The sequence below is a fragment of the Proteus sp. GOKU genome (genome assembly GCF_015475555.1).
Classification (GTDB): domain Bacteria; phylum Pseudomonadota; class Gammaproteobacteria; order Enterobacterales; family Enterobacteriaceae; genus Proteus; species Proteus mirabilis_B.
Genome location: NZ_CP034105.1, coordinates 3,740,001 through 3,760,827, shown reverse-complemented (window position 1 = coordinate 3,760,827; position 20,827 = coordinate 3,740,001). Strand labels below are relative to the sequence as shown.

At 40.1% G+C, this 20,827-nt stretch carries 18 protein-coding genes and 1 riboswitch (1 of these 19 running past the window's edge); of the genes, 9 read left to right on the top strand and 9 right to left on the bottom strand.

Translation table 11 applies throughout. The features are described from left to right. The first annotated feature begins 112 nt into the window (after positions 1 to 112). From rpoC to EHE21_RS17150, 3 genes are all read left to right on the top strand, one after another. Positions 113 to 4,339 (top strand): DNA-directed RNA polymerase subunit beta', encoded by a 4,227-nt coding sequence (rpoC, locus tag EHE21_RS17160; protein ID WP_194951357.1) that lies wholly within the window; start codon positions 113 to 115, stop codon positions 4,337 to 4,339. A 79-nt stretch (positions 4,340 to 4,418) separates the two neighbouring features. Then, positions 4,419 to 5,774, top strand: a complete 1,356-nt coding sequence (locus EHE21_RS17155; protein ID WP_194952707.1) for a polysaccharide deacetylase family protein — start codon at positions 4,419 to 4,421, stop codon at positions 5,772 to 5,774. Between the two features lie 190 nt (positions 5,775 to 5,964). Continuing rightward, positions 5,965 to 7,098, top strand: coding sequence for an Rpn family recombination-promoting nuclease/putative transposase (locus EHE21_RS17150; RefSeq protein WP_194951356.1), 1,134 nt, complete (start codon positions 5,965 to 5,967; stop codon positions 7,096 to 7,098). 187 nt (positions 7,099 to 7,285) lie between these two features. Here the strand turns inward: EHE21_RS17150 and thiH are convergent, their stop codons facing one another. The 7 genes from thiH to EHE21_RS17115 form a co-directional block, all read right to left on the bottom strand. Continuing rightward, entirely contained in the window at positions 7,286 to 8,404 is a 1,119-nt protein-coding gene (gene thiH / locus EHE21_RS17145; RefSeq protein ID WP_194951355.1) for a 2-iminoacetate synthase ThiH, read from the bottom strand. Continuing rightward, positions 8,404 to 9,183, bottom strand: coding sequence for a thiazole synthase (locus tag EHE21_RS17140; protein WP_194951354.1), 780 nt, complete (start codon positions 9,181 to 9,183; stop codon positions 8,404 to 8,406). The genes thiH and EHE21_RS17140 overlap by 1 nt, the downstream gene beginning before the upstream one ends. 1 nt (position 9,184) lies before the next feature. Further along, positions 9,185 to 9,385 carry a sulfur carrier protein ThiS gene (gene thiS / locus EHE21_RS17135; protein ID WP_006534717.1) on the bottom strand — a complete coding sequence of 67 codons (201 nt, stop codon included), beginning with the start codon at positions 9,383 to 9,385 and terminating at the stop codon, positions 9,185 to 9,187. Next, positions 9,382 to 10,131, bottom strand: a complete 750-nt coding sequence (locus EHE21_RS17130; protein WP_194951353.1) for a HesA/MoeB/ThiF family protein — start codon at positions 10,129 to 10,131, stop codon at positions 9,382 to 9,384. The genes thiS and EHE21_RS17130 overlap by 4 nt, the downstream gene beginning before the upstream one ends. Then, positions 10,125 to 10,772, bottom strand: a complete 648-nt coding sequence (thiE, locus tag EHE21_RS17125) for a thiamine phosphate synthase (RefSeq protein ID WP_194951352.1) — start codon at positions 10,770 to 10,772, stop codon at positions 10,125 to 10,127. The genes EHE21_RS17130 and thiE overlap by 7 nt, the downstream gene beginning before the upstream one ends. Beyond that, complete coding sequence (thiC, locus tag EHE21_RS17120; protein ID WP_194951351.1) at positions 10,756 to 12,708, bottom strand: phosphomethylpyrimidine synthase ThiC; 1,953 nt, start codon at positions 12,706 to 12,708, stop codon at positions 10,756 to 10,758. Before thiC ends, thiE begins: the two co-directional genes overlap by 17 nt. A gap of 141 nt (positions 12,709 to 12,849) precedes the next feature. Continuing rightward, positions 12,850 to 12,972, bottom strand: a riboswitch (TPP riboswitch). A gap of 44 nt (positions 12,973 to 13,016) precedes the next feature. Beyond that, positions 13,017 to 13,697: an HAD family hydrolase gene (locus EHE21_RS17115; protein WP_194951350.1), complete on the bottom strand. Its 681-nt coding sequence runs from the start codon at positions 13,695 to 13,697 to the stop codon at positions 13,017 to 13,019. A 145-nt stretch (positions 13,698 to 13,842) separates the two neighbouring features. On the opposite strand from EHE21_RS17115, the gene nudC reads away from it, so the two are divergent. The 6 genes from nudC (at position 13,843) to EHE21_RS17085 (ending at position 18,286) form a co-directional block, all read left to right on the top strand. Beyond that, positions 13,843 to 14,628 (top strand): NAD(+) diphosphatase, encoded by a 786-nt coding sequence (gene nudC / locus EHE21_RS17110; RefSeq protein WP_069368758.1) that lies wholly within the window; start codon positions 13,843 to 13,845, stop codon positions 14,626 to 14,628. An 88-nt stretch (positions 14,629 to 14,716) separates the two neighbouring features. Then, positions 14,717 to 15,790, top strand: a complete 1,074-nt coding sequence (hemE, locus tag EHE21_RS17105) for a uroporphyrinogen decarboxylase (RefSeq protein ID WP_069368752.1) — start codon at positions 14,717 to 14,719, stop codon at positions 15,788 to 15,790. Next, positions 15,783 to 16,451 carry a deoxyribonuclease V gene (nfi, locus tag EHE21_RS17100; RefSeq protein ID WP_088494399.1) on the top strand — a complete coding sequence of 223 codons (669 nt, stop codon included), beginning with the start codon at positions 15,783 to 15,785 and terminating at the stop codon, positions 16,449 to 16,451. The genes hemE and nfi overlap by 8 nt, the downstream gene beginning before the upstream one ends. A gap of 74 nt (positions 16,452 to 16,525) precedes the next feature. Next, entirely contained in the window at positions 16,526 to 17,116 is a 591-nt protein-coding gene (locus EHE21_RS17095) for a YjaG family protein (protein WP_075673760.1), read from the top strand. Positions 17,117 to 17,306: 190 nt separating this feature from the next. Next, on the top strand, positions 17,307 to 17,579 hold the full coding sequence (locus EHE21_RS17090) for an HU family DNA-binding protein (RefSeq protein ID WP_004246922.1): 273 nt from the start codon (positions 17,307 to 17,309) through the stop codon (positions 17,577 to 17,579). A 44-nt stretch (positions 17,580 to 17,623) separates the two neighbouring features. Beyond that, the gene (locus tag EHE21_RS17085; RefSeq protein ID WP_227718966.1) at positions 17,624 to 18,286 is read left to right on the top strand and encodes a DUF1481 domain-containing protein; all 663 of its coding nucleotides are present in this window, start codon (positions 17,624 to 17,626) and stop codon (positions 18,284 to 18,286) included. Between the two features lie 24 nt (positions 18,287 to 18,310). On the opposite strand, the gene purD is transcribed toward EHE21_RS17085, so the two are convergent. Together purD and purH are read right to left on the bottom strand one after the other, a co-directional pair. Continuing rightward, on the bottom strand, positions 18,311 to 19,600 hold the full coding sequence (gene purD / locus EHE21_RS17080) for a phosphoribosylamine--glycine ligase (protein WP_194951349.1): 1,290 nt from the start codon (positions 19,598 to 19,600) through the stop codon (positions 18,311 to 18,313). A 12-nt stretch (positions 19,601 to 19,612) separates the two neighbouring features. Next, on the bottom strand, positions 19,613 to 20,827 hold the 3' portion of the coding sequence (purH, locus tag EHE21_RS17075) for a bifunctional phosphoribosylaminoimidazolecarboxamide formyltransferase/IMP cyclohydrolase (RefSeq protein ID WP_194951348.1). It continues 375 nt past the right edge of the window; 1,215 of the gene's 1,590 nt are visible here — the last part of the coding sequence; its start codon lies off the right edge, out of view; it ends in the stop codon at positions 19,613 to 19,615.

Here is a 20,827-nt window from a genome sequence, read left to right as displayed (position 1 = left end):
ATAGACAGACTGCTAGAAATGGCAGTCTGTCAAACAGTGACTACACTGGTTTAAAGGGGTGAATGACAGGGGTCATTTGCCTGGCAGGTCTAACTCCGACAGGAGCCATTTCGTGAAAGACTTATTAAAGTTTCTGAAAGCGCAAACCAAGACCGAAGAGTTTGATGCGATCAAAATTGCTCTGGCATCACCTGATATGATCCGTTCATGGTCATTTGGTGAAGTTAAAAAGCCAGAAACAATTAACTACCGTACGTTCAAACCAGAACGTGACGGTCTTTTCTGTGCCCGTATTTTCGGACCAGTAAAAGATTACGAATGTTTGTGTGGTAAATACAAACGTTTAAAACACCGTGGTGTTATCTGTGAGAAGTGTGGCGTTGAAGTTACACAAACTAAAGTTCGTCGTGAACGTATGGGTCACATCGAATTAGCTTCTCCAGTTGCTCACATTTGGTTCTTGAAATCACTGCCGTCCCGTATCGGTCTGCTGCTGGATATGCCACTGCGCGATATTGAACGTGTACTGTATTTTGAATCTTACGTTGTTGTTGAAGGCGGGATGACCAGCCTTGAGCGTGGACAAATCTTAACAGAAGAGCAATATCTTGATGCATTAGAAGAGTTCGGTGACGAATTCGATGCGAAGATGGGTGCAGAAGCTGTTCAGAACCTGTTACAGAGCATGGATCTGGAACAAGAGTGTGAAACGCTGCGTGAAGAGTTAAATGAAACTAACTCTGAAACCAAACGTAAGAAACTGACTAAACGTATCAAGTTACTTGAAGCATTCATGCAATCAGGCAATAAACCTGAGTGGATGATCTTAACTGTACTGCCTGTGTTACCACCAGACTTACGTCCACTGGTTCCACTTGATGGCGGTCGTTTTGCGACTTCAGACCTGAACGATTTATATCGTCGTGTGATCAACCGTAACAACCGTTTAAAACGCCTGCTTGATTTAGCAGCACCAGACATTATCGTACGTAACGAAAAACGTATGTTACAAGAGTCTGTGGATGCGTTATTAGACAACGGTCGTCGTGGTCGTGCGATTACAGGTTCTAACAAACGTCCTCTGAAATCTTTGGCTGATATGATCAAAGGTAAACAAGGTCGTTTCCGTCAAAACCTGTTAGGTAAACGTGTTGACTATTCTGGTCGTTCTGTAATCACCGTTGGTCCATACCTGCGTCTGCATCAGTGTGGTCTACCGAAGAAAATGGCTCTTGAGTTATTCAAACCATTTATTTACGGAAAACTGGAAACCCGTGGTTTAGCGACAACAATTAAAGCCGCTAAAAAAATGGTTGAGCGTGAAGAAGCGGTTGTTTGGGATATCTTAGATGAAGTTATCCGCGAACATCCAGTGATGCTAAACCGTGCACCAACACTTCACCGTTTAGGTATTCAGGCATTTGAACCAATCCTTATCGAAGGTAAAGCTATTCAGTTACACCCACTCGTTTGTGCGGCATATAACGCCGACTTCGATGGTGACCAAATGGCGGTTCACGTACCATTGACATTAGAAGCACAGTTAGAAGCTCGTGCGCTGATGATGTCAACAAACAATATTCTGTCTCCAGCAAGTGGTGACCCAATCATCGTTCCTTCACAGGACGTTGTATTAGGTCTTTACTACATGACTCGTGACTGCATCAATGCCAAAGGTGAAGGCATGGTGTTAAGTGGTCCTAAAGAAGCTGAACGCGTTTATCGCGCAGGTTTAGCCTCTTTACACGCACGTGTTAAAGTACGTATCACTGAAGAGATCAAAGATGGCGAAGGTAACATCACCACTGAAACTAGCTTAAAAGACACCACTATCGGCCGAGCTATTTTATGGATGATCGTACCAAAAGGCCTACCTTACGCGCTGGTTAACCAACCATTAGGTAAGAAAGCAATTTCTAAAATGCTGAATACCTGTTATCGCGTAATGGGCTTGAAGCCAACAGTTATTTTTGCTGACCAAATCATGTATACCGGTTTTGCTTATGCAGCACGTTCAGGTGCTTCAGTAGGTATCGATGACATGGTTATCCCTGCTAAAAAAGCAGAGATCATTGCGGAAGCAGAAGCTGAAGTTGCAGAAATTCAGGAACAGTTCCAATCCGGTCTGGTAACAGCGGGCGAACGTTACAACAAAGTTATCGATATTTGGGCTGCGGCGAATGAGCGCGTAGCAAAAGCGATGATGGAAAACCTGTCTACTGAAACCGTTATTAACCGTAATGGCGAAGAAGAACAACAAGTATCTTTCAACAGCATCTTTATGATGGCTGACTCCGGTGCTCGTGGTTCTGCAGCTCAGATCCGTCAGTTAGCAGGTATGCGTGGTCTGATGGCTAAGCCAGATGGCTCAATCATCGAGACACCAATCACAGCGAACTTCCGTGAAGGTCTGAACGTACTCCAGTACTTCATCTCAACCCACGGTGCTCGTAAAGGTCTTGCGGATACCGCACTGAAAACAGCAAACTCCGGTTACTTGACTCGTCGTTTAGTTGACGTTGCACAAGACTTAGTCGTAACAGAAGACGACTGTGGTACAACCGAAGGTGTTATGATGACTCCGGTTATCGAAGGTGGTGATGTTAAAGAACCACTGCGTGAACGTGTATTAGGTCGTGTGGCTGCAGAAGATATTCTGAAACCAGGTACTGCCGATATTCTTGTTCCACGTAACACCCTGTTAAACGAAAAACTGTGTGACCTGTTAGAAGAAAACTCAGTTGACAGCGTGAAAGTACGTTCAGTTGTAACCTGTAACACAGACTTCGGTGTGTGTGCGAATTGTTATGGTCGTGACCTTGCTCGTGGTCATATCATCAACAAAGGTGAAGCTATCGGTGTTATCGCGGCACAGTCAATCGGTGAACCAGGTACACAGTTAACGATGCGTACGTTCCACATCGGTGGTGCGGCATCTCGTGCGGCAGCAGAATCTAGCATTCAAGTACGTAACAAAGGTACTCTGAAGCTGTTCAATGCGAAGTTCATTACTAATACTGCTGGTAAGTTAGTTATCACTTCTCGTAACACTGAATTACGTTTAATTGACGAATTCGGTCGTACGAAAGAAAGCTATAAAGTACCTTACGGTGCTCAATTAGCGAAAGGTGATGGCGAAGCAGTTAACGGTGGCGAAACTGTTGCTAACTGGGATCCACATACAATGCCAGTTGTGAGTGAAGTATCTGGTATCATCCGTTTTGCTGACATGGTTGATGGTCAAACTATCACACGTCAAACAGATGAATTAACAGGTCTTTCTTCACTGGTTGTTCTGGATTCAGCAGAGCGTACAGGTAGCGGTAAAGATTTACGTCCAGCATTGCGCATCACTGATGCACAAGGTAATGATGTATTAATTCCGAATACTGATATGCCAGCACAGTACTTCCTGCCAGGTAAAGCAATTGTTCAGTTAGACGATGGCATTACAATTAACGCAGGTGACACTTTAGCGCGTATTCCACAAGAATCTGGCGGTACTAAAGATATCACCGGTGGTCTGCCACGCGTTGCTGACCTGTTTGAAGCTCGTCGTCCGAAAGAGCCTGCAATCCTTGCTGAAATCAGCGGTATTGTTTCGTTCGGTAAAGAGACTAAAGGTAAACGTCGTCTAGTTATTTCTCCATTAGACGGTAGCGATGCATACGAAGAGATGATCCCTAAATGGCGTCAGCTTAACGTATTCGAGGGTGAGGTTGTGGAACGCGGTGATGTTATCTCCGATGGTCCAGAATCACCACACGACATTCTGCGCTTACGTGGTGTTCATGCGGTTACTCGCTATATCACTAACGAAGTACAGGAAGTTTACCGTTTACAAGGCGTTAAGATTAACGATAAACACATCGAAGTTATCGTTCGTCAGATGCTACGTAAAGTTACCATCGAGAATGCAGGAAGCTCTGAGTTCCTCGAAGGTGAACAGGTTGAATACGCTCGCGTTAAAGTATCAAACCGTGTTCTGGAAGATGATGGTAAAGTACCAGCAACGTATGCTCGTGACCTGTTAGGTATCACGAAAGCATCTCTGGCAACTGAATCTTTCATCTCTGCTGCATCGTTCCAAGAAACAACTCGTGTTCTGACGGAAGCTGCGGTAGCGGGTAAACGTGATGAGTTACGTGGCTTGAAAGAAAACGTTATTGTTGGTCGCTTGATCCCAGCTGGTACTGGATATGCGTATCACCAAGACCGTATGAAGCGTCGTCAATCACAACTGCCGACAGATGAAACTGAAACAACAATCAGTGCTGATGAAGCATCTGCTAACTTAGCAGAATTACTGAATGCTGGTTTCGGTGGATTAAAAGACTAAAATCTAATTTAGATTAGATTGAAATGCCCTCCATTGTGAGGGCATTTTTTGTTTCTGTTCTACATAAGTAGGCGAAATGATGAGAATAATAACTAATAGTTTGATTATTCTATGCTTTATTTTTACTGGATTTGTTTCCGCAGTACCTTATGAAAGAGGTATTCCAACAGAAGCTCAATGGGATTTAAAAAAGCCCATTACAACATTGATGCAACTGCGCCAACAAAAAACGCTATATGCATTTGTGGGAGATAAATTACGCCCTGTTGCAGAGCTTTGTCCTAACCAAGGTTTTTATGCATCAGTCGCGGAGGGTGATTACCACAAAATACAATTTGGAAATGCTCAAGGTTATCTTGAAGCGGGTTATTTAGAAGATGGTTATTTAGAAGATATTGCCTCTATTAAACCCGATAAGAAAATACGTTTCTTATCAGATAGCACGAAGAAAACAGATTATCCTATCTACGAATATTTAATTACGACAAAAAATACCCCCATCTATAGTGATAAAGATATTGCTAGCTCACAAATAGCAATACTCTTATCCAATCTACGTTATCCCGTGTTATCACGGACAATAAAAGAAGATGCTGATGGAAATAAAATCAATTGGTTTGAAATTTCTTTAGGTGACCGCTTAGGTTATATTTCATCAAGGGATGTAAAGCCTGATTTAGGGATACCTGTACTCACCTATCATCATATTCTCAAAGCAACGGAAAACCATAATTTTCGCCATACATCAACGACAACATCATTAACTGCATTTACAGAGCAGATGAATTATTTAAAAGATGCGGGATATGAAACACTTTCACTAAATCAAGTTGCAGGCTATTTAAATAAAAGTGTCAATTTGCCGGGTCGAGCTGTTGCATTAACATTTGATGATGGTTTGCAGTCTGTTTATCGCTATGCTTACCCTCTTTTAAAAGAAAATGGCCAACGAGCGACACTATTTGTTATCTCTTCACGAATAAAATCTAAAACACTTAAGTGGGCACCTAATTCATTGCAATTTATGAGTTGGCAGTCACTTAAATCGAGTCGTGATGTTTTTGATATTCAATCACACTCCCATTTTTTACATCGTTTAGATAATAATAAAAAACCTATTATCTTTAGCCGTCAATCCCACACGATTATATTGGATTTGCAACGTTCACAACGTGTATTGCGATTATTAAATCCACATCAATATGCCTTTGCATATCCTTTCGGTGGATATAATCAAAGAGCAATTAATGCAGTCAAAGCATCGGGTATGACATTGGCGGTGACGACTCAGCAAGGAAAAGTTCGTTTAGGTGATCCGCCTTTTGCTCTAAAACGGCTCTATGCTTTGAGTACCGACCCCATTGAGAAATTTGCGAGGATGGTGGGTAATGATGAATATGAAGTGGTTAATAAAAATATCGTTGTTGATAAATAATTAAAAATAAAATTTATAATCTTAAAAAATACCTTTGATATTTATTGAAGGTATTTTTTATTTCTCTATTACTTATTCAGTTAAGATCAATAAATAACTTATATTTTTCAGATAATTATGATGATTTTTTAGTGATAAAAATTCATTTTTTTCTGTAAGCTGGCAATCCAAATTCAGCATGGAGCTAGTTATGAAAAAATCTATATCCATATCTTCTTATGATTCTGCATTTAAACGTTTTATGATGAATGTCAGTAATGCGAAAGACTTTTTCTTTGTCCATTTACCAGAGGACTTGAAAAGTCATTGTGATTTTTCAACGTTGCAATTACAAAATTCTTCTTTCATCGATATTAACTTACGTTCTCGTATGTCTGATATTTTGTATTTAGTGAAAACCAAAGAGGGTGATATTTCTATTTATTTACTGATAGAGCATCAATCTAGACCAGATAAAATGATAGCTTGGCGTATGATGAACTATGCGTTTTACACTATGAATCAACATTTACAGCAAGGTTATAAATCTTTACCTCTCGTTGTTCCCATTCTGTTTTATCATGGAAAGAAAAAACCTTATCCTTTTCCTGTTAATTGGATGTCATGCTTTCCGCTTACTTCACTTGCTAATAAACTTTATTCTAATAGTTTCTCTTTAATTGATTTGACTTCAATTGATGATGATATTTTGCTGACACATAAAAAAGCGGCGGTAATGGAAATTGCACTGAAGCATGTTAATAGTTGTCATGATATTAATGAGATTGCAATACTTCTATCAAAAGCAATAAATCAGAAAAACTGCAGAGATGAAGACACGGTTGCTGTTGTAGAATATTTATTCTCAATTATGGACGCATCAGACTTTGAGTTCATTTTAAATAAGATAGTTGAACAAGTAGATAACCACAAAGAGGTGATTATGAATATAGCGTGGAGATTAGAAAATAAGGGATTTAATTTAGGTGTAAGTGAAGGGTTTGAAATAGGCAAAAATGAGGGGATCGAACTGGGCAAAAATCTAGGTCTTGAATTAGGTAAGAATGTAGGTATTGAAATAGGCTGGGCTAAAGGCATTGAGTTAGGTAAAACGGAAGGCATTGAGTTAGGTAAAATAGAAGGCATTGAGTTAGGCAAAACAGAAGGCATTGAGTTAGGTAAAACGGAAGGTATTGAGTTAGGCAAAACAGAAGGTATTGAAATCGGTAAAAAAATAGTACAAATAGAATTAGCTCAAAACTTATTAAAAGAGAACTTTGATCTTTTATTTATTGAGAAAATATCAGGTTTAAGTATTCAAGAACTTGAAGAATTAGCAGTGTAATAATTTAACTACCTATTCTATATAATATTAAATTAAAAACATTCTAATATATTGTTGTAATATTTTATTTTTCTTTAATTTTTTTAAATTTATTATATGTTACTTTTATTAAACTATTTAATAAAAACCGCCTTTACTATTTGTGATTAAATAAATTAAAGGCGGTTTTATATTATTTAAGCTTCAATTAACGGCCCAAGTAATTATCCCAATCTTTCCATACAGGTTGTAATCCTCGTTCTTTTAATACGTTAATAACATCATTTACATGACGATTATCATTAGGTGAAAATTGTTCTAACTCTTCATGGTTGTCAGAATATCCACCGGGTTGAGTTTTAGATCCTGCACTAATATTATTAATTGCTAAGGGTACTGTATTATCACGAAAATACGGAGATTCACGCGTTGAAAGTGAAAGTTCAACATCGGGCGCTAAAATGCGAAAAGCACAGATCAACTGAACTAATTCAGCTTCATTCATTACTGATGCAGGACTAAGTCCACCAGCACAAGGACGTAAACGAGGAAAAGAGATAGAGTAACGACTTTTCCAATAGCGTTTTTGTAAGAACAAGAGATGTTCCGCCACCATATAACAATCGCTACGCCATTGGCTTGAAAGACCAATCAATGCACCTAAACCAATTTTATCAATCCCAGCTTGTCCTAATCTATCAGGCGTTTGTAATCGCCAATGGAAATCCTGTTTTTTACCTTTTAGATGATGAAGCTGATAAGTGGGTTCATGATAGGTTTCTTGATAAACCATCACACCATCAATACCCAGAGTTTTTAATTCTGCATACTCTTCTGTTGCAAGAGGCTGAACCTCCATCATCAATGAACTGAAATTCTCTCGAATAAGAGGAATGTATTGGCGAAAATAATCCATACCCACTTTTCTTTGATGTTCTCCAGTCACTAATAACAGGCTATCAAAGCCTAATTGTCTGATGCTATTACATTCAGCAATGATCTCGCTTTCATTTAATGTTTTACGTTTAATGGCATTACTCATTGAAAAGCCACAATAAGTACAGTCATTTGCACATAAATTAGAAAGATAGAGTGGAACGTATAATCCCACAATATTACCAAAACGTTGTCGAGTAAGTTGCTGAGCGCGTTGAGCCATAGGTTCTAAGTAATGCCGACCCGCAGGCGAGATCAGCGCCATAAAATCATCAAGTGTAAGGGTATGGTGATTTAATGCGGCTTCAACATCCGCATTGGTTTTACTATTGAGTTTTAATGTAATGTCATCCCAGTCGAGTTGTTGCCAATAATCAGAAAAAGTGTCCATTAGAATGCCCCTAAGTATTGGGTTAATGGACTAGAGGCTTGCGCTTGCATATTCACAACTGAAGCAGGTGTAGCAAGCCCTGATTGTCGAGCAAGTTCACCAGCATCAAGCGCAGCTTTGAATGCTTGTGCCATTAGAATAGGATTTTTGGCAACAGCAATCGCAGTGTTAACTAAAACTGCATCCGCACCTAATTCTAACGCTTCAAGTGCATGACTTGGCGCACCAATACCTGCATCAACAACAACAGGAATTGAGGCTTGTTCAATGATAATTCGTAGAAAATCACGAGTCTGTAAACCTTGATTAGAGCCAATAGGAGAACCTAGAGGCATCACAGCGGCACAGCCAGCTTCTTCTAAACGACGGCATAAAACGGGATCAGCACTGCAATAAGGTAAAACCACAAAACCTTCTTTAACGAGTATTTCAGCGGCTTTAAGTGTTTCAATAGGGTCGGGTAATAAATATTTGGTATCAGGATGAATTTCTAATTTTACCCAATGAGTACCAAAAGCTTCTTTGGCTAAACGAGCCGCAAAAACAGCTTCTTGTGCTGTTTTCGCACCGGATGTGTTAGGTAATAATTTTACCCCTAATGATTTAAGCGGTGCGATTAAATCATCATTACCATTTTTTAAATCCACACGCTTCATTGCCATCGTGACTAATTGGCTACCCGAAACCTTAATGGCTTCCGTCATTAGTGTTGGTGTTGCAAATTTCCCTGTGCCTGTAAAAAGTCTAGATGTGAATGTTGTATCAGCAATTTTTAACATATCAGCCCCCTGCAATTGCTTGGAAGAGAAGAATAGTATCGCCATCATTAATAAAATGTGTTTCCCAATTCTCACGGGGAACGATGGTTTCATTGATAGCAAGTGCTACACCAATAGGTGGTTGCTCTAACTGAATAAGGAGCTGACAGATAGTGACAGGCATATCCAGAGAATATTGTTCGTCATTTACGGTAATGTTCATGCTACCCCTCGACAAACAGGACATGTTTTTGATGGTGTTAAACGCAAAGTACTCCAATTTTGTTTTCTACCATCGAAGAGGCGAAGTTTTCCACTTAGAGAACAGGGTAACCCTGAAAGTAATTTAATTGCTTCAAGTGCCTGAAGTGTGCCAATCACACCCACAACAGGACCTAGAATTCCGGCTGTTCTGCAATTTCGTTGTGGTTCAGCCTCATCTGGATAGAGGCAGTGATAGCAACCATGAGTGAAAGGAGGTTCAAATACCATAAGTTGGCCACTAAACCCTACGGCACTGCCACTGATAAGCGGAGTTTGTTGTGCGACACAAGCACGATTAATCGCTTGGCGTGTGAGCATGTTATCTGTGCAATCTAAGACTAAATTGACCTCTTTAACTAGTTTAGACAATGAGTCATCATCAATACGTTGTTTATAAGAGGTAATTTTTATCTCTGGATTTAATGCAAGCAGAGACTGCTTTGCGACCTCTGATTTTGCATCAGGAATATCTTGAGTTCGATAAAGAATTTGACGCTGTAGATTAGAAACATGCAATTCATCATCATCAACTAAAATAAGTTCACCAATACCTGCACCAGCAAGATAAAGTGATGCAGGAGAACCTAATCCACCAAGTCCAACAATCAGTACTCTTGCTTGTTGAAGCTTATTTTGACCCTCTAAGCCAATATCTTCTAACATCACTTGTCGGCTATAACGCATAAAATCATTATCATTTAGCATGATGGTTTTCCCTCCACTAATTCTAATAATTTACGAGTCACTTGTTCCCAATCTGGTGCTTTTGTTATTGCACTGACTAAGGCAACACTACCGACGCCGGTTGCAACAACATCAGGTACTCTCTCTAGTGAAATCCCACCAATAGCAACAGTTGGAAAATCAGGCGTCTGTTCTACTTGATGTTTGAGTGCCTCCAAACCTTGAGGTTTAGATGGCATATCTTTAGTTGTGGTTGGAAAGATATGCCCTAATGCGATGTAAGATGGATGTAATATTTTTGCTCTTTGTAATTCCGCTTCGTCGCGAGTGGAAATACCAAGGCGTAGCCCTGATTTTTTTATGGCATCAAGATCTGCAATATCGAGATCTTCTTGACCAAGATGAACACCATAGGCGTGATGTTTAATAGCCAGTTGCCAATAGTCATTAATAAACAGTCTTGCGTGATACTGTTTACCTAGTTCTATTGCTTCAATGATCTCTTGTTCAACATTGTCCGGTTGTTTATCTTTTATGCGTAATTGCAGGGTGGTAACGCCTGTTTTTAACAAGCGTTCGATCCATTCAACAGAATCAACAACAGGATAAAGCCCAAGCTTTTTTTCTGTTGATGCGAAAGGGGTGTTAGAGGATCTGTTCATTTTCAGTCACCTCAACACTGGCGATTTCTGCACTGTGGTATAACTCACTGCCATGCTCTTTAAAGGCTTGAGACATTTGTTCCATACCAGCCGCATAATCACGTACTTCTTGAGTTATTTTCATTGAGCAGAATTTAGGGCCACACATTGAGCAGAAGTGAGCGACTTTACCTGATGCTTGAGGCAAGGTTTCATCGTGATATTGGCGTGCGGTTTCAGGATCAAGTGCCAGATTAAATTGATCTTCCCATCTAAACTCAAAGCGGGCTTTTGACATTGCATTATCACGAATTTGAGCTCCAGGATGTCCTTTGGCTAAATCGGCGGCATGAGCAGCAATTTTATAAGTAATAAGTCCTTGTTTTACATCTTCTTTGTTAGGCAAGCCTAGATGCTCTTTAGGGGTGACATAACAGAGCATTGCACAACCAAACCAGCCAATCATTGCCGCACCAATACCTGATGTGAAGTGATCGTAACCCGGTGCAATGTCCGTAGTGAGGGGACCTAATGTATAAAATGGTGCTTCATGACAATGCTCTAATTCTTCTGTCATATTGCGACGGATCATCTGCATTGGAACGTGGCCAGGGCCTTCTATCATGACTTGAACGTCATATTCCCATGCAATTTTTGTCAGTTCACCTAAGGTATGTAATTCAGAAAATTGTGCTTCATCGTTCGCATCTTGAATTGAACCTGGTCTTAATCCATCGCCCAGAGAAAGGGAAACATCATAAGCCGTACAAATTTCACAGATTTCACGGAAATGTTCGTAGAGGAAATTTTCTTTATGATGCGATAAACACCATTTTGCCATGATCGAACCACCGCGAGACACAATGCCCGTTAGGCGTTTTGCCGTCATAGGCACATAACGTAACAACACGCCTGCATGAATAGTAAAGTAATCAACGCCTTGCTCTGCTTGTTCAAGCAAGGTATCTCGGAACATTTCCCAAGTGAGATCTTCAGCAATACCGTTAACTTTCTCGAGTGCTTGATAAATTGGAACTGTGCCGATAGGAACCGGACTGTTACGAATGATCCACTCACGCGTTTCATGAATATAACGACCTGTTGAGAGATCCATTACGGTATCCGCTCCCCAGCGTGTAGACCAAATCAGCTTTTCAACTTCTTCCTCAATGGAGGAGGTTACAGAGGAGTTTCCAATATTGGCATTCACTTTCACTAAGAAATTTCGTCCAATAATCATAGGCTCTGATTCAGGGTGATTGATATTGGCAGGAATGATAGCTCGACCAGCAGCAACTTCTTGGCGTACAAATTCAGGGGTAATATTATCGGGGAGATGCGCACCGAAGCTGAACCCTGCATGTTGTTGACGTAAAACTTCGCTACGAATTCTCTCTCGACCCATATTCTCACGAATAGCAATAAACTCCATTTCAGGCGTAATAATGCCTTGGCGAGCATAATGCAATTGCGTCACACTTTTACCATTTAGCGCTTTTTTAGGGCTTGGTTTTAAGGGAAAACGTAGATGCTCTAATCCTGCATCAGAAAGGCGCTGTTGAGTGAAATCCGAACTTAAAAGAGAAAGTGCTTCAGTATCATTGCGTTCATCAATCCATGGTTGTCGTATTTTTTTTAATCCAAGATTAACGTCGAGTTGAGAAGCCGGATCGCCATAAGGGCCTGATGTGTCATATACAGGTACAGGTTCATTATCTTCAAAAATAGGGGAATCTTTTGATCCTCCGACTAGCGTTTTATCAAGTTGGATCTCACGCATTGGAACTTGAATATCAGCACGTGATCCTTCGAGGTAAATGCGGTTTGAATTTGGGAAACTAACACCTTGAATGGTGCTGATAAACTCTTGAGCTGCATCACGCTGCTCTTTTCGTGGGCGCTGTTTGTTGTTTGTTGGTGAAATATCTTTAACGGATATAGTTTGATTTTGGGACATAGCATTTCCTAATAAATATCATGCAGGCTAATCGCCTGTCGGGTGAATATTGAGAAAAATGCTTGTCTGGAGGTCGCAGGGAGTATCGACAGATAGGTGTATATAGGTGTGTAAAAAATATACGCAATGAAGCTATCAAAAGGTCGAATCACTCTTGTTCCCTTCGCGGGTATTAACCCGATCAGGTTCCGCGGATCCCGAATTAACGGTCTCAGCCTGTGTTTATAATAGCCTTATAAACACTAGGCACTCCGACAAGAAGATGTCCAGTATATGAAAGATTTTAAAAACTACAAGTCCGACATGGGTTATTTATTTAAACCCCAATGTTGTTGTTCCCACGCTTTTTCATCTGAAACTTGAGTTAATTTTTTATCTGCATTAACCGCGATAACGCGATCCGCTTGGTAACATAATGGGAGATCATTAGATGAATCAGTATAGAAATAAATATAAATATTGTTAATGTTACTGGCTTCTTTCCATTGATTTAAACGCTCAACCTTTCCTTCTCGAAATGTAGGAATGCCTTCAATAAATCCGGTGTAATGATTGTCCTTAATTTGCATATCAATACCCATTGAAACATCCACATTGAGTTGTTTTGCAATAGCGTGAACTAGAAAGGACATTGTCGCTGAAATAATTATAACGGGAATATTTTGCTGTCGATATTGTGTAATTATTGATATTCCTTGTGGGTAAAGTAGAGGCTGAATTTTTGTTTCAGTGAAGTCATTAACCCAATGATTTATTTTACTTATATCATGATGTTTAAAATATGCCAGATGTTGAAATAGATATTGGTCTATATCCAGCTTTTCAGCGTAATAGTCTGCGATCATTTGTTCATCTAGTTTTAGAAAATGAGGATCTGTGACTATTTTTTTATCCCACAAATAGTTTGTCCATAAGCGACTAGAATCGCCTGCTAAAAGTGTTTCATCTAGATCAAAAATAGCAATTCTGTTTTTTATTTTATCTGTCATTATAACGGTTCTTACTATTAATAAAATTTATATTTCTATTTAAGAATGTTAATGAATTATAGAAGATAGTCATAATTCATTGAGTGGTTCTTGCTAAAAAGAGTATCCTCTATTCTATATCATTATTTTGGATAGAATGGTCGTTATGCATTTATATACATTAACAGGCTCCGAAAAGGGCTGGTGGACAGTCAGTCTTGGTGGACGAGTATGGTTACCTAAAGGTGAACTTCCGTTTGGCTTAGCTAAAGATTGGGATCTCATTGGTCAGCACGCCAAAATTGTTGGTGAATGGCAAGGTGAAACAGTTTGGCTTATTCATGGAAAAATGGATAACGACATGTGTTCACCAAGGCTTATCGCTTCACAGGATGAAAACTTATTTAAATTAGTTGGTCGAGGTGTCCAGCTGGCTGAGTTTTATCGTTCCCATCGTTTTTGTGGTTATTGTGGCTCTAAAATGCGCCATAGTGAGAGTGAATGGGCGTGTTTATGCGACAACTGTCATGAACGTTATTATCCACAAATTGCCCCTTGCATTATTGTGGGTATTCGCCATGAAGATAAAATCTTATTAGCACATCATGTTAGGCATAAACATTCACCTCTTTATACTGTACTTGCTGGTTTTGTTGAGGTTGGTGAAACCTTAGAAGAAGCCGTAGCCCGTGAAGTGTTTGAAGAGAGTAATATTCGTATTCGTAATATTCGCTATGTATCCTCTCAGCCTTGGCCATTCCCTCATTCCTTAATGATGGGCTTTTTAGCCGACTATGATGGTGGTGAACTACGCCACGATCCTTCTGAATTAACGAGTGCAGGTTGGTATCGTTACGATCAATTACCGCAGATCCCACCGCCAGATACGATTGCTCGACGCTTGATAGAAGATACGATAGCCAATATTAGACAAGATAAAGAAAAGAACTAAATAAAGGCGCTGTCTGCCAACAGTTATTTTTCCAGCATGTTACAATGCATGCTATTTTGCGGCCCTATTACTGTTAATGGAGTTAGTCATGAGTGAGTTGAAAAACGACCGCTATTTACGTGCGCTGTTGCGCCAACCTGTTGATGTCACCCCAGTTTGGATGATGCGTCAGGCAGGCAGATATCTTCCTGAATATAAGGAAACACGGGCACAGGCGGGGGATTTCATCTCATTGTGCAAGAACACAGAATTAGCATGTGAAGTGACATTACAGCCTTTAAGACGCTTTCCTTTAGATGCTGCTATTTTATTTTCTGATATTTTAACTATTCCAGATGCAATGGGATTGGGTCTTTACTTTGAAACAGGTGAAGGTCCTCGTTTTAAATCACCAATAAATAGTATTGATGATATTAAAAAACTACCTATTCCTGATCCTGAAGATGAGCTGGGATATGTGATGAATGCAGTGCGTGCTATTCGTCATGCTTTGCAGGGTAGTGTGCCATTAATTGGTTTTTCAGGAAGCCCTTGGACACTGGCAACCTATATGGTTGAAGGTGGAAGTAGTAAGGCCTTCACAAAAATTAAAAAAATGATGTATTCAGAGCCTCAAGCACTACATCTATTGCTGGATAAACTGGCAGATAGCGTTATTCTGTATCTGAATGCTCAAATTAAAGCGGGTGCGCAGTCTATCATGATCTTTGATACATGGGGCGGTGTGCTAACAGGCCGTGATTACCAACTCTTCTCATTACACTATATGCATAAGATTGTTGATGGTCTTATCCGTGAATATGATGGAAGAAAAGTACCAGTCACTTTATTTACCAAAGGTGGCGGTCGCTGGCTAGAAGCGATGGCTGCGACAGGTTGCGATGCATTAGGACTCGATTGGACGATTGATATCGAAGATGCACGTCGTCGAGTAGGGGATAAGGTTGCTCTACAAGGCAATATGGATCCTTCTATGCTGTATGCACCGCCTGCCAGAATAGAACAAGAAGTCGAAACTATTCTTGCTGGATTTGGTAAAGGTAATGGTCATGTCTTTAATCTTGGGCACGGTATTCATCAAGATGTTCCACCAGAACATGCTGGTGCATTTATTGATGCGGTTCACCGTTTATCGAAGCCTTATCATCAGGATAATGATTAATACCCAACAATTACGTCAAGAGCAGACAGAAAAAGCTCAACAGATTATTTTAACAGACCAATTTACAGCACCAACTTACATAGCAGGTGCTGATGTTGGTTTTGAAGAAGGTGGCGCAGTTACTCGCGCCGCCATCGTGATAATGCATTACCCTTCTTTTGAAATTCTTGAATATCAAATCGCGCGAATACCTACAACTCTTCCTTATATCCCCGGTTTACTTTCATTTAGAGAGTGCCCTGCGTTACTTGCTGCCTGGCAACTAATAAAACAAAAACCTTCTCTTATTTTTGTCGATGGGCAAGGTATTGCGCATCCTAGAAGGCTCGGTGTTGCAAGTCATTTTGGCTTATTAGTGGATACACCTACTATCGGTGTGGCAAAAAGCCGTTTATGTGGCACCGATAAAGCTATCAATGAAGAGATAGGAAGTCATGAGCCGTTAATGGATAAGAATGAGCAAATAGGATGGATTTATCGCAGTAAGAAAAAATGCAAACCCCTGTATATTTCTCCGGGTCATAAAGTGAGTATGGATGGCGCTTTGCAGTGGGTTGAGTTGTGTATGAAAGGATATCGATTGCCAGAACCTACGCGTTGGGCTGATGGTATTGCTTCAAATAGGCGATTATTTGAGCAGTTGAATAAGAATAAGCTCTAAATGACCGGGAAATATGTGGATATTTTTAATTTTCAGGTAAACTGCGCCTAAGTTAAGAAAATGAGTAATCACGAATGTTGAAGAACCCAATCCATTTACGTTTAGAAAAGCTAGAAGCTTGGCAACACCTGACGTTTATGGCATGCCTGTGTGAGAGAATGTACCCAAACTATCAGGTATTTTGTCGCGAAACAGGATTTACCGATCCAATGCTTTATCGCCGTATTCTCGATCTGGTTTGGGAAACTTTAACGGTGAAAGATGCAAAGGTTAACTTTGATTCTCAATTAGAGAAGTTAGAAGAAGCTATTCCTGATGCATCTCAGTTCGAGATTTATGGTGTCTATCCTGCGATTGACGCCTGTGTTGCACTTAGTGAAATTGTTCACTCTCGTTTAAGCGGTGAATCATTAAGTCACGCTATTGAAGTGAGCAAATTATCAGTAGGGACAGTTGCTTCACTTGAAATGACACAAGCAGAAAGAGAAATGAGTGAAGAAGAGCTTAGATCTCTACCTGCAGTTATTGAAGAGTTCGATATCCAATGGGAAATTTACCGTCTACTTGTAGAATGTGAAGAAAGAGATATCGAGCTGATTAAAGGTCTACGTGCAGACCTTCGTGAAGCTGGAATGAGCAATATCGGTATAGAATTAACGCACTAAATCAGAAAAACGTGATTTAGTGCTTGAAAAGCGACGTTTAAAGACTTCACATCACCCCCGTGTATGTTCTACATTGGGTACGAAAAGAAGTGGCTCAGGTGTTTTACTTAATTTATCCTCTTAAAAAGATAAGTTAAGTTTTTTCACCAGATGTTTTTCAAACGATAAAACATACTTTAAGGACTATTTTATGAACAAAGCTGAATTAACCGAATCAGTTGCTGAAAAAGCGGATCTGACAAAAACTCAAGCAAAAGCTGCTATTGAAGCGTTTATCGATTCAGTAACAGGTGCTCTGAAAGAAGGCGATTCTGTACAGTTAGTTGGTTTCGGTACATTCAAGGTGAATCACCGTGCAGAGCGTACTGGTCGTAACCCTCAAACTGGTAAAGAAATTAAAATTGCAGCAGCTAACGTTCCTGCATTTACTGCCGGTAAAGCACTGAAAGACGCAGTAAAATAATTCCTTTGAACGGAATGAACAATAGAGGGGGATTTACTCCCCTTTTGTTGAAACGACAGGGGCTGTTAGCAATAGGATCTGCTTTTTTGCTCAGCGCCTGCTCCTCTACTGTGCAACTACCTGAATTTTCTGCAACAGGTTATATTGCAGATGAAGGTGTTGTCCGGCTATGGCGTTTAAATAATAAAGCGTCAGAACCTCAAGTGATCATGAGTGTTTATAGCTTTTATAAAAAGCCAGAAACTGTCATCACATTCTATGAGTATCGTCAAAATAAGCTTTGGCAAGTCCGCTCTGAAGTTATCAATCCAAATGATCCTTCCTCTTGGCACCTTCGTTTAAATAAACGAGGTGAAGTTATTTTCATGCAACAAGAAAGCCAGAAGCAAAAACGAGCATTGACAGAAGATGAGCGTTTAAGAATGGTGTTTGCTGCAAGTAAAGAGCGTGAAATCAGTGAAGCGCTTACTATTGGGAAAGTAAATTTAGTGCAGGGTGTCTGGTATCAAAATACGATGACAACATGTGCTGGTGAGAAAGTGAGTGTTTCATTTGAAGGTCCAGAACAACGCTGGTTAAAAACAAGAACACGTAATTCAAGTAAGCCTTCTTATGTTGCTTGGCTTGATTCGCCAGAAGGTAAGCAATTACTTATGGTTGCAGAACACGATTTTTGTAAATGGGAACCAACAAAAGAGAGCTTGTGATCACTCCCTTTTGCCGTTGTTAATTTATTTCTTTAAGCGTGCAATCGCTCGATAGCCGATATCATGGCGATAAAAACTACCATTCCAATGAATATCTTTTGCTAAAGCATAAGCATTTTTTTGAGCTTGCTCGATATCATCACCTAATGCAGTTACACATAGTACTCGCCCACCTGCTGTGATAACGTCGCCTTTGTTATTGAGTGTTGTTCCAGCTTGAAATACTTTTGCCGTTGTTGATGATGTTGGTGTTAAGCCTTCGATAACATCACCTTGACGATAATCCGCAGGGTAGCCGCCAGCTGCAATTACAATCCCTAAAGCTGGACGAGGGTCCCAAAGGGAATCCTTATCTTTTAAGTTACCCTTTGCTCCAGCTAAACACAGCTCAACTAAGTCAGATTGCATACGCATCATAATCGGTTGAGTTTCTGGATCACCAAAACGACAGTTAAACTCGATAACTTTAGCAACGCCTTGCTTATCAATCATCAACCCAGCATAAAGGAAACCTTGGTAACGATATCCTTCAGAAGCCATTCCCTTAACTGTTGGATAAATGATTTTTTCCATTACTTGCTGGTGGATTTCTGGTGTAACAACAGGTGCTGGTGAATATGCACCCATTCCTCCTGTGTTAGGTCCAGTATCTCCATCGCCAACACGTTTATGATCTTGGCTTGTAGCCATTGGAATAACGTGTTCACCATCAACCATCACAATAAAGCTAGCTTCTTCGCCATCAAGAAATTCTTCGATAACAATACGATGTCCTGCATCACCAAACACATTGCCAGCCAGCATATCTTTAATTGCAGCTTCAGCCTCAGCTTGAGTCATAGCAACAATAACGCCTTTACCTGCAGCTAAACCATCCGCTTTGATAACAATTGGCGCACCTACTTTATTAAGGTACTCAAGTGCAGGTGCTATTTCTGTGAAATTTTGATAATCCGCAGTTGGAATTTTATGACGAGCTAAAAAATCTTTTGTGAAGGCTTTAGAGCCTTCTAACTGCGCGGCTCCTTTTGTTGGTCCAAAGATGGTCAGCCCAGCATCTTTAAATGCATCTACAACACCAATAACTAGTGGTGCTTCAGGCCCTACAATAGTTAAATCAATTTTATTTTCGAGAGCAAATGCGACTAATGCAGAAATATCTGTTGCACTGATAGCGACATTCTCAACACCACTTTCTAATGCAGTGCCAGCATTGCCAGGGGCAACAAAAACGTGTGTTGCAAGCGGCGACTGAACCGCTTTCCAAGCTAAAGCATGTTCACGACCGCCATTACCAATAATCAGAATCTTCATATCAATACCTTATTAATGACGGAAGTGACGCATATTGGTGAAAATCATTGCGATGTTATGCTCATTTGCAGCTGCAATCACTTCATCATCACGAATTGAACCACCAGGTTGAATAACACAAGTCACGCCAGCAAGTGCTGCTGCATCAATGCCGTCTCTAAATGGAAAGAATGCATCTGATGCCATTGCACAGCCTGCAACTTCTAAACCTTCATCAGCAGCTTTAATACCTGCAATTTTTGCAGAATACACACGACTCATTTGTCCTGCACCAATACCGACTGTCATATCGTTTTTAGCGTAAACAATGGCATTTGATTTTACGAATTTGGCGACTTTCCAGCAGAAGAGTGCATCTTTAAGTTCACGTTCACTTGGTTGACGTTGAGTGACCACTCTTAAGTTTTCTTCTTTTACCATACCTAAGTCACGATCTTGAATTAGCAGCCCACCATTAACACGTTTGAAGTCCAACGCTGGTTTGGCTTCTTGCCATTGACCACAAGCTAATACACGAACATTTGGTTTTGTTTCTAAAATTGGTAATGCATCTTCATTAATAGAAGGAGCAATGATCACTTCAACAAATTGACGCTCAATGATTGCACTTGCTGTTTTTGCATCTAATGGCCGATTGAATGCGATAATGCCACCAAATGCAGAGGTTGGATCAGTTTTAAATGCATTGTCATATGCTTGTGCGAGCGTGTTCGCAATTGCAACACCGCAAGGGTTTGCATGTTTCACAATAACACATGCGGGCTCAGAAAATGATTTCACACATTCTAATGCTGCATCAGTATCAGCTATATTGTTATAAGAAAGCGCTTTGCCTTGTAATTGGTTTGCAGTGGCAATAGATGCTTCTTCTATATTCTCTTCTATATAGAAAGCTGCTTGTTGGTGAGCATTTTCACCATAACGCATATCTTGTTTCTTTATATAGTTCAGATTTAAGGTACGAGGGAAAGTACCTGATGGTTGTGAAGTATCGCCATAATAAGGAGCAACTTTCTGACCGAAGTAGTTAGCAATCATTCCGTCATAAGCAGCGGTGTGTTCAAAGGCTTTAATCGCCAAATCAAAACGTGTATCTAAAGTAAGGCTATTTTCGTGATTATCCATTTCTTCAATCACTCTTTCATAGTCATTACTATTTACTACAATCGTAACGTCTTTATGATTTTTTGCCGCGGAGCGAACCATCGTTGGTCCACCAATATCGAT

Coding starts and splice junctions, on each gene's coding strand:
- EHE21_RS17155 (WP_194952707.1), top strand. CDS start 4,419: ATGAGAATAATAACTAATAGTTTGATTATTCTATGCTTTATTTTTACT.
- EHE21_RS17150 (WP_194951356.1), top strand. CDS start 5,965: ATGAAAAAATCTATATCCATATCTTCTTATGATTCTGCATTTAAACGT.
- thiH (WP_194951355.1), bottom strand. CDS start 8,404: ATGGACACTTTTTCTGATTATTGGCAACAACTCGACTGGGATGACATT.
- EHE21_RS17140 (WP_194951354.1), bottom strand. CDS start 9,183: ATGTTAAAAATTGCTGATACAACATTCACATCTAGACTTTTTACAGGC.
- thiS (WP_006534717.1), bottom strand. CDS start 9,385: ATGAACATTACCGTAAATGACGAACAATATTCTCTGGATATGCCTGTC.
- EHE21_RS17130 (WP_194951353.1), bottom strand. CDS start 10,131: ATGCTAAATGATAATGATTTTATGCGTTATAGCCGACAAGTGATGTTA.
- thiE (WP_194951352.1), bottom strand. CDS start 10,772: ATGAACAGATCCTCTAACACCCCTTTCGCATCAACAGAAAAAAAGCTT.
- thiC (WP_194951351.1), bottom strand. CDS start 12,708: ATGTCCCAAAATCAAACTATATCCGTTAAAGATATTTCACCAACAAAC.
- EHE21_RS17115 (WP_194951350.1), bottom strand. CDS start 13,697: ATGACAGATAAAATAAAAAACAGAATTGCTATTTTTGATCTAGATGAA.
- nudC (WP_069368758.1), top strand. CDS start 13,843: ATGCATTTATATACATTAACAGGCTCCGAAAAGGGCTGGTGGACAGTC.
- hemE (WP_069368752.1), top strand. CDS start 14,717: ATGAGTGAGTTGAAAAACGACCGCTATTTACGTGCGCTGTTGCGCCAA.
- nfi (WP_088494399.1), top strand. CDS start 15,783: ATGATTAATACCCAACAATTACGTCAAGAGCAGACAGAAAAAGCTCAA.
- EHE21_RS17095 (WP_075673760.1), top strand. CDS start 16,526: ATGTTGAAGAACCCAATCCATTTACGTTTAGAAAAGCTAGAAGCTTGG.
- EHE21_RS17090 (WP_004246922.1), top strand. CDS start 17,307: ATGAACAAAGCTGAATTAACCGAATCAGTTGCTGAAAAAGCGGATCTG.
- purD (WP_194951349.1), bottom strand. CDS start 19,600: ATGAAGATTCTGATTATTGGTAATGGCGGTCGTGAACATGCTTTAGCT.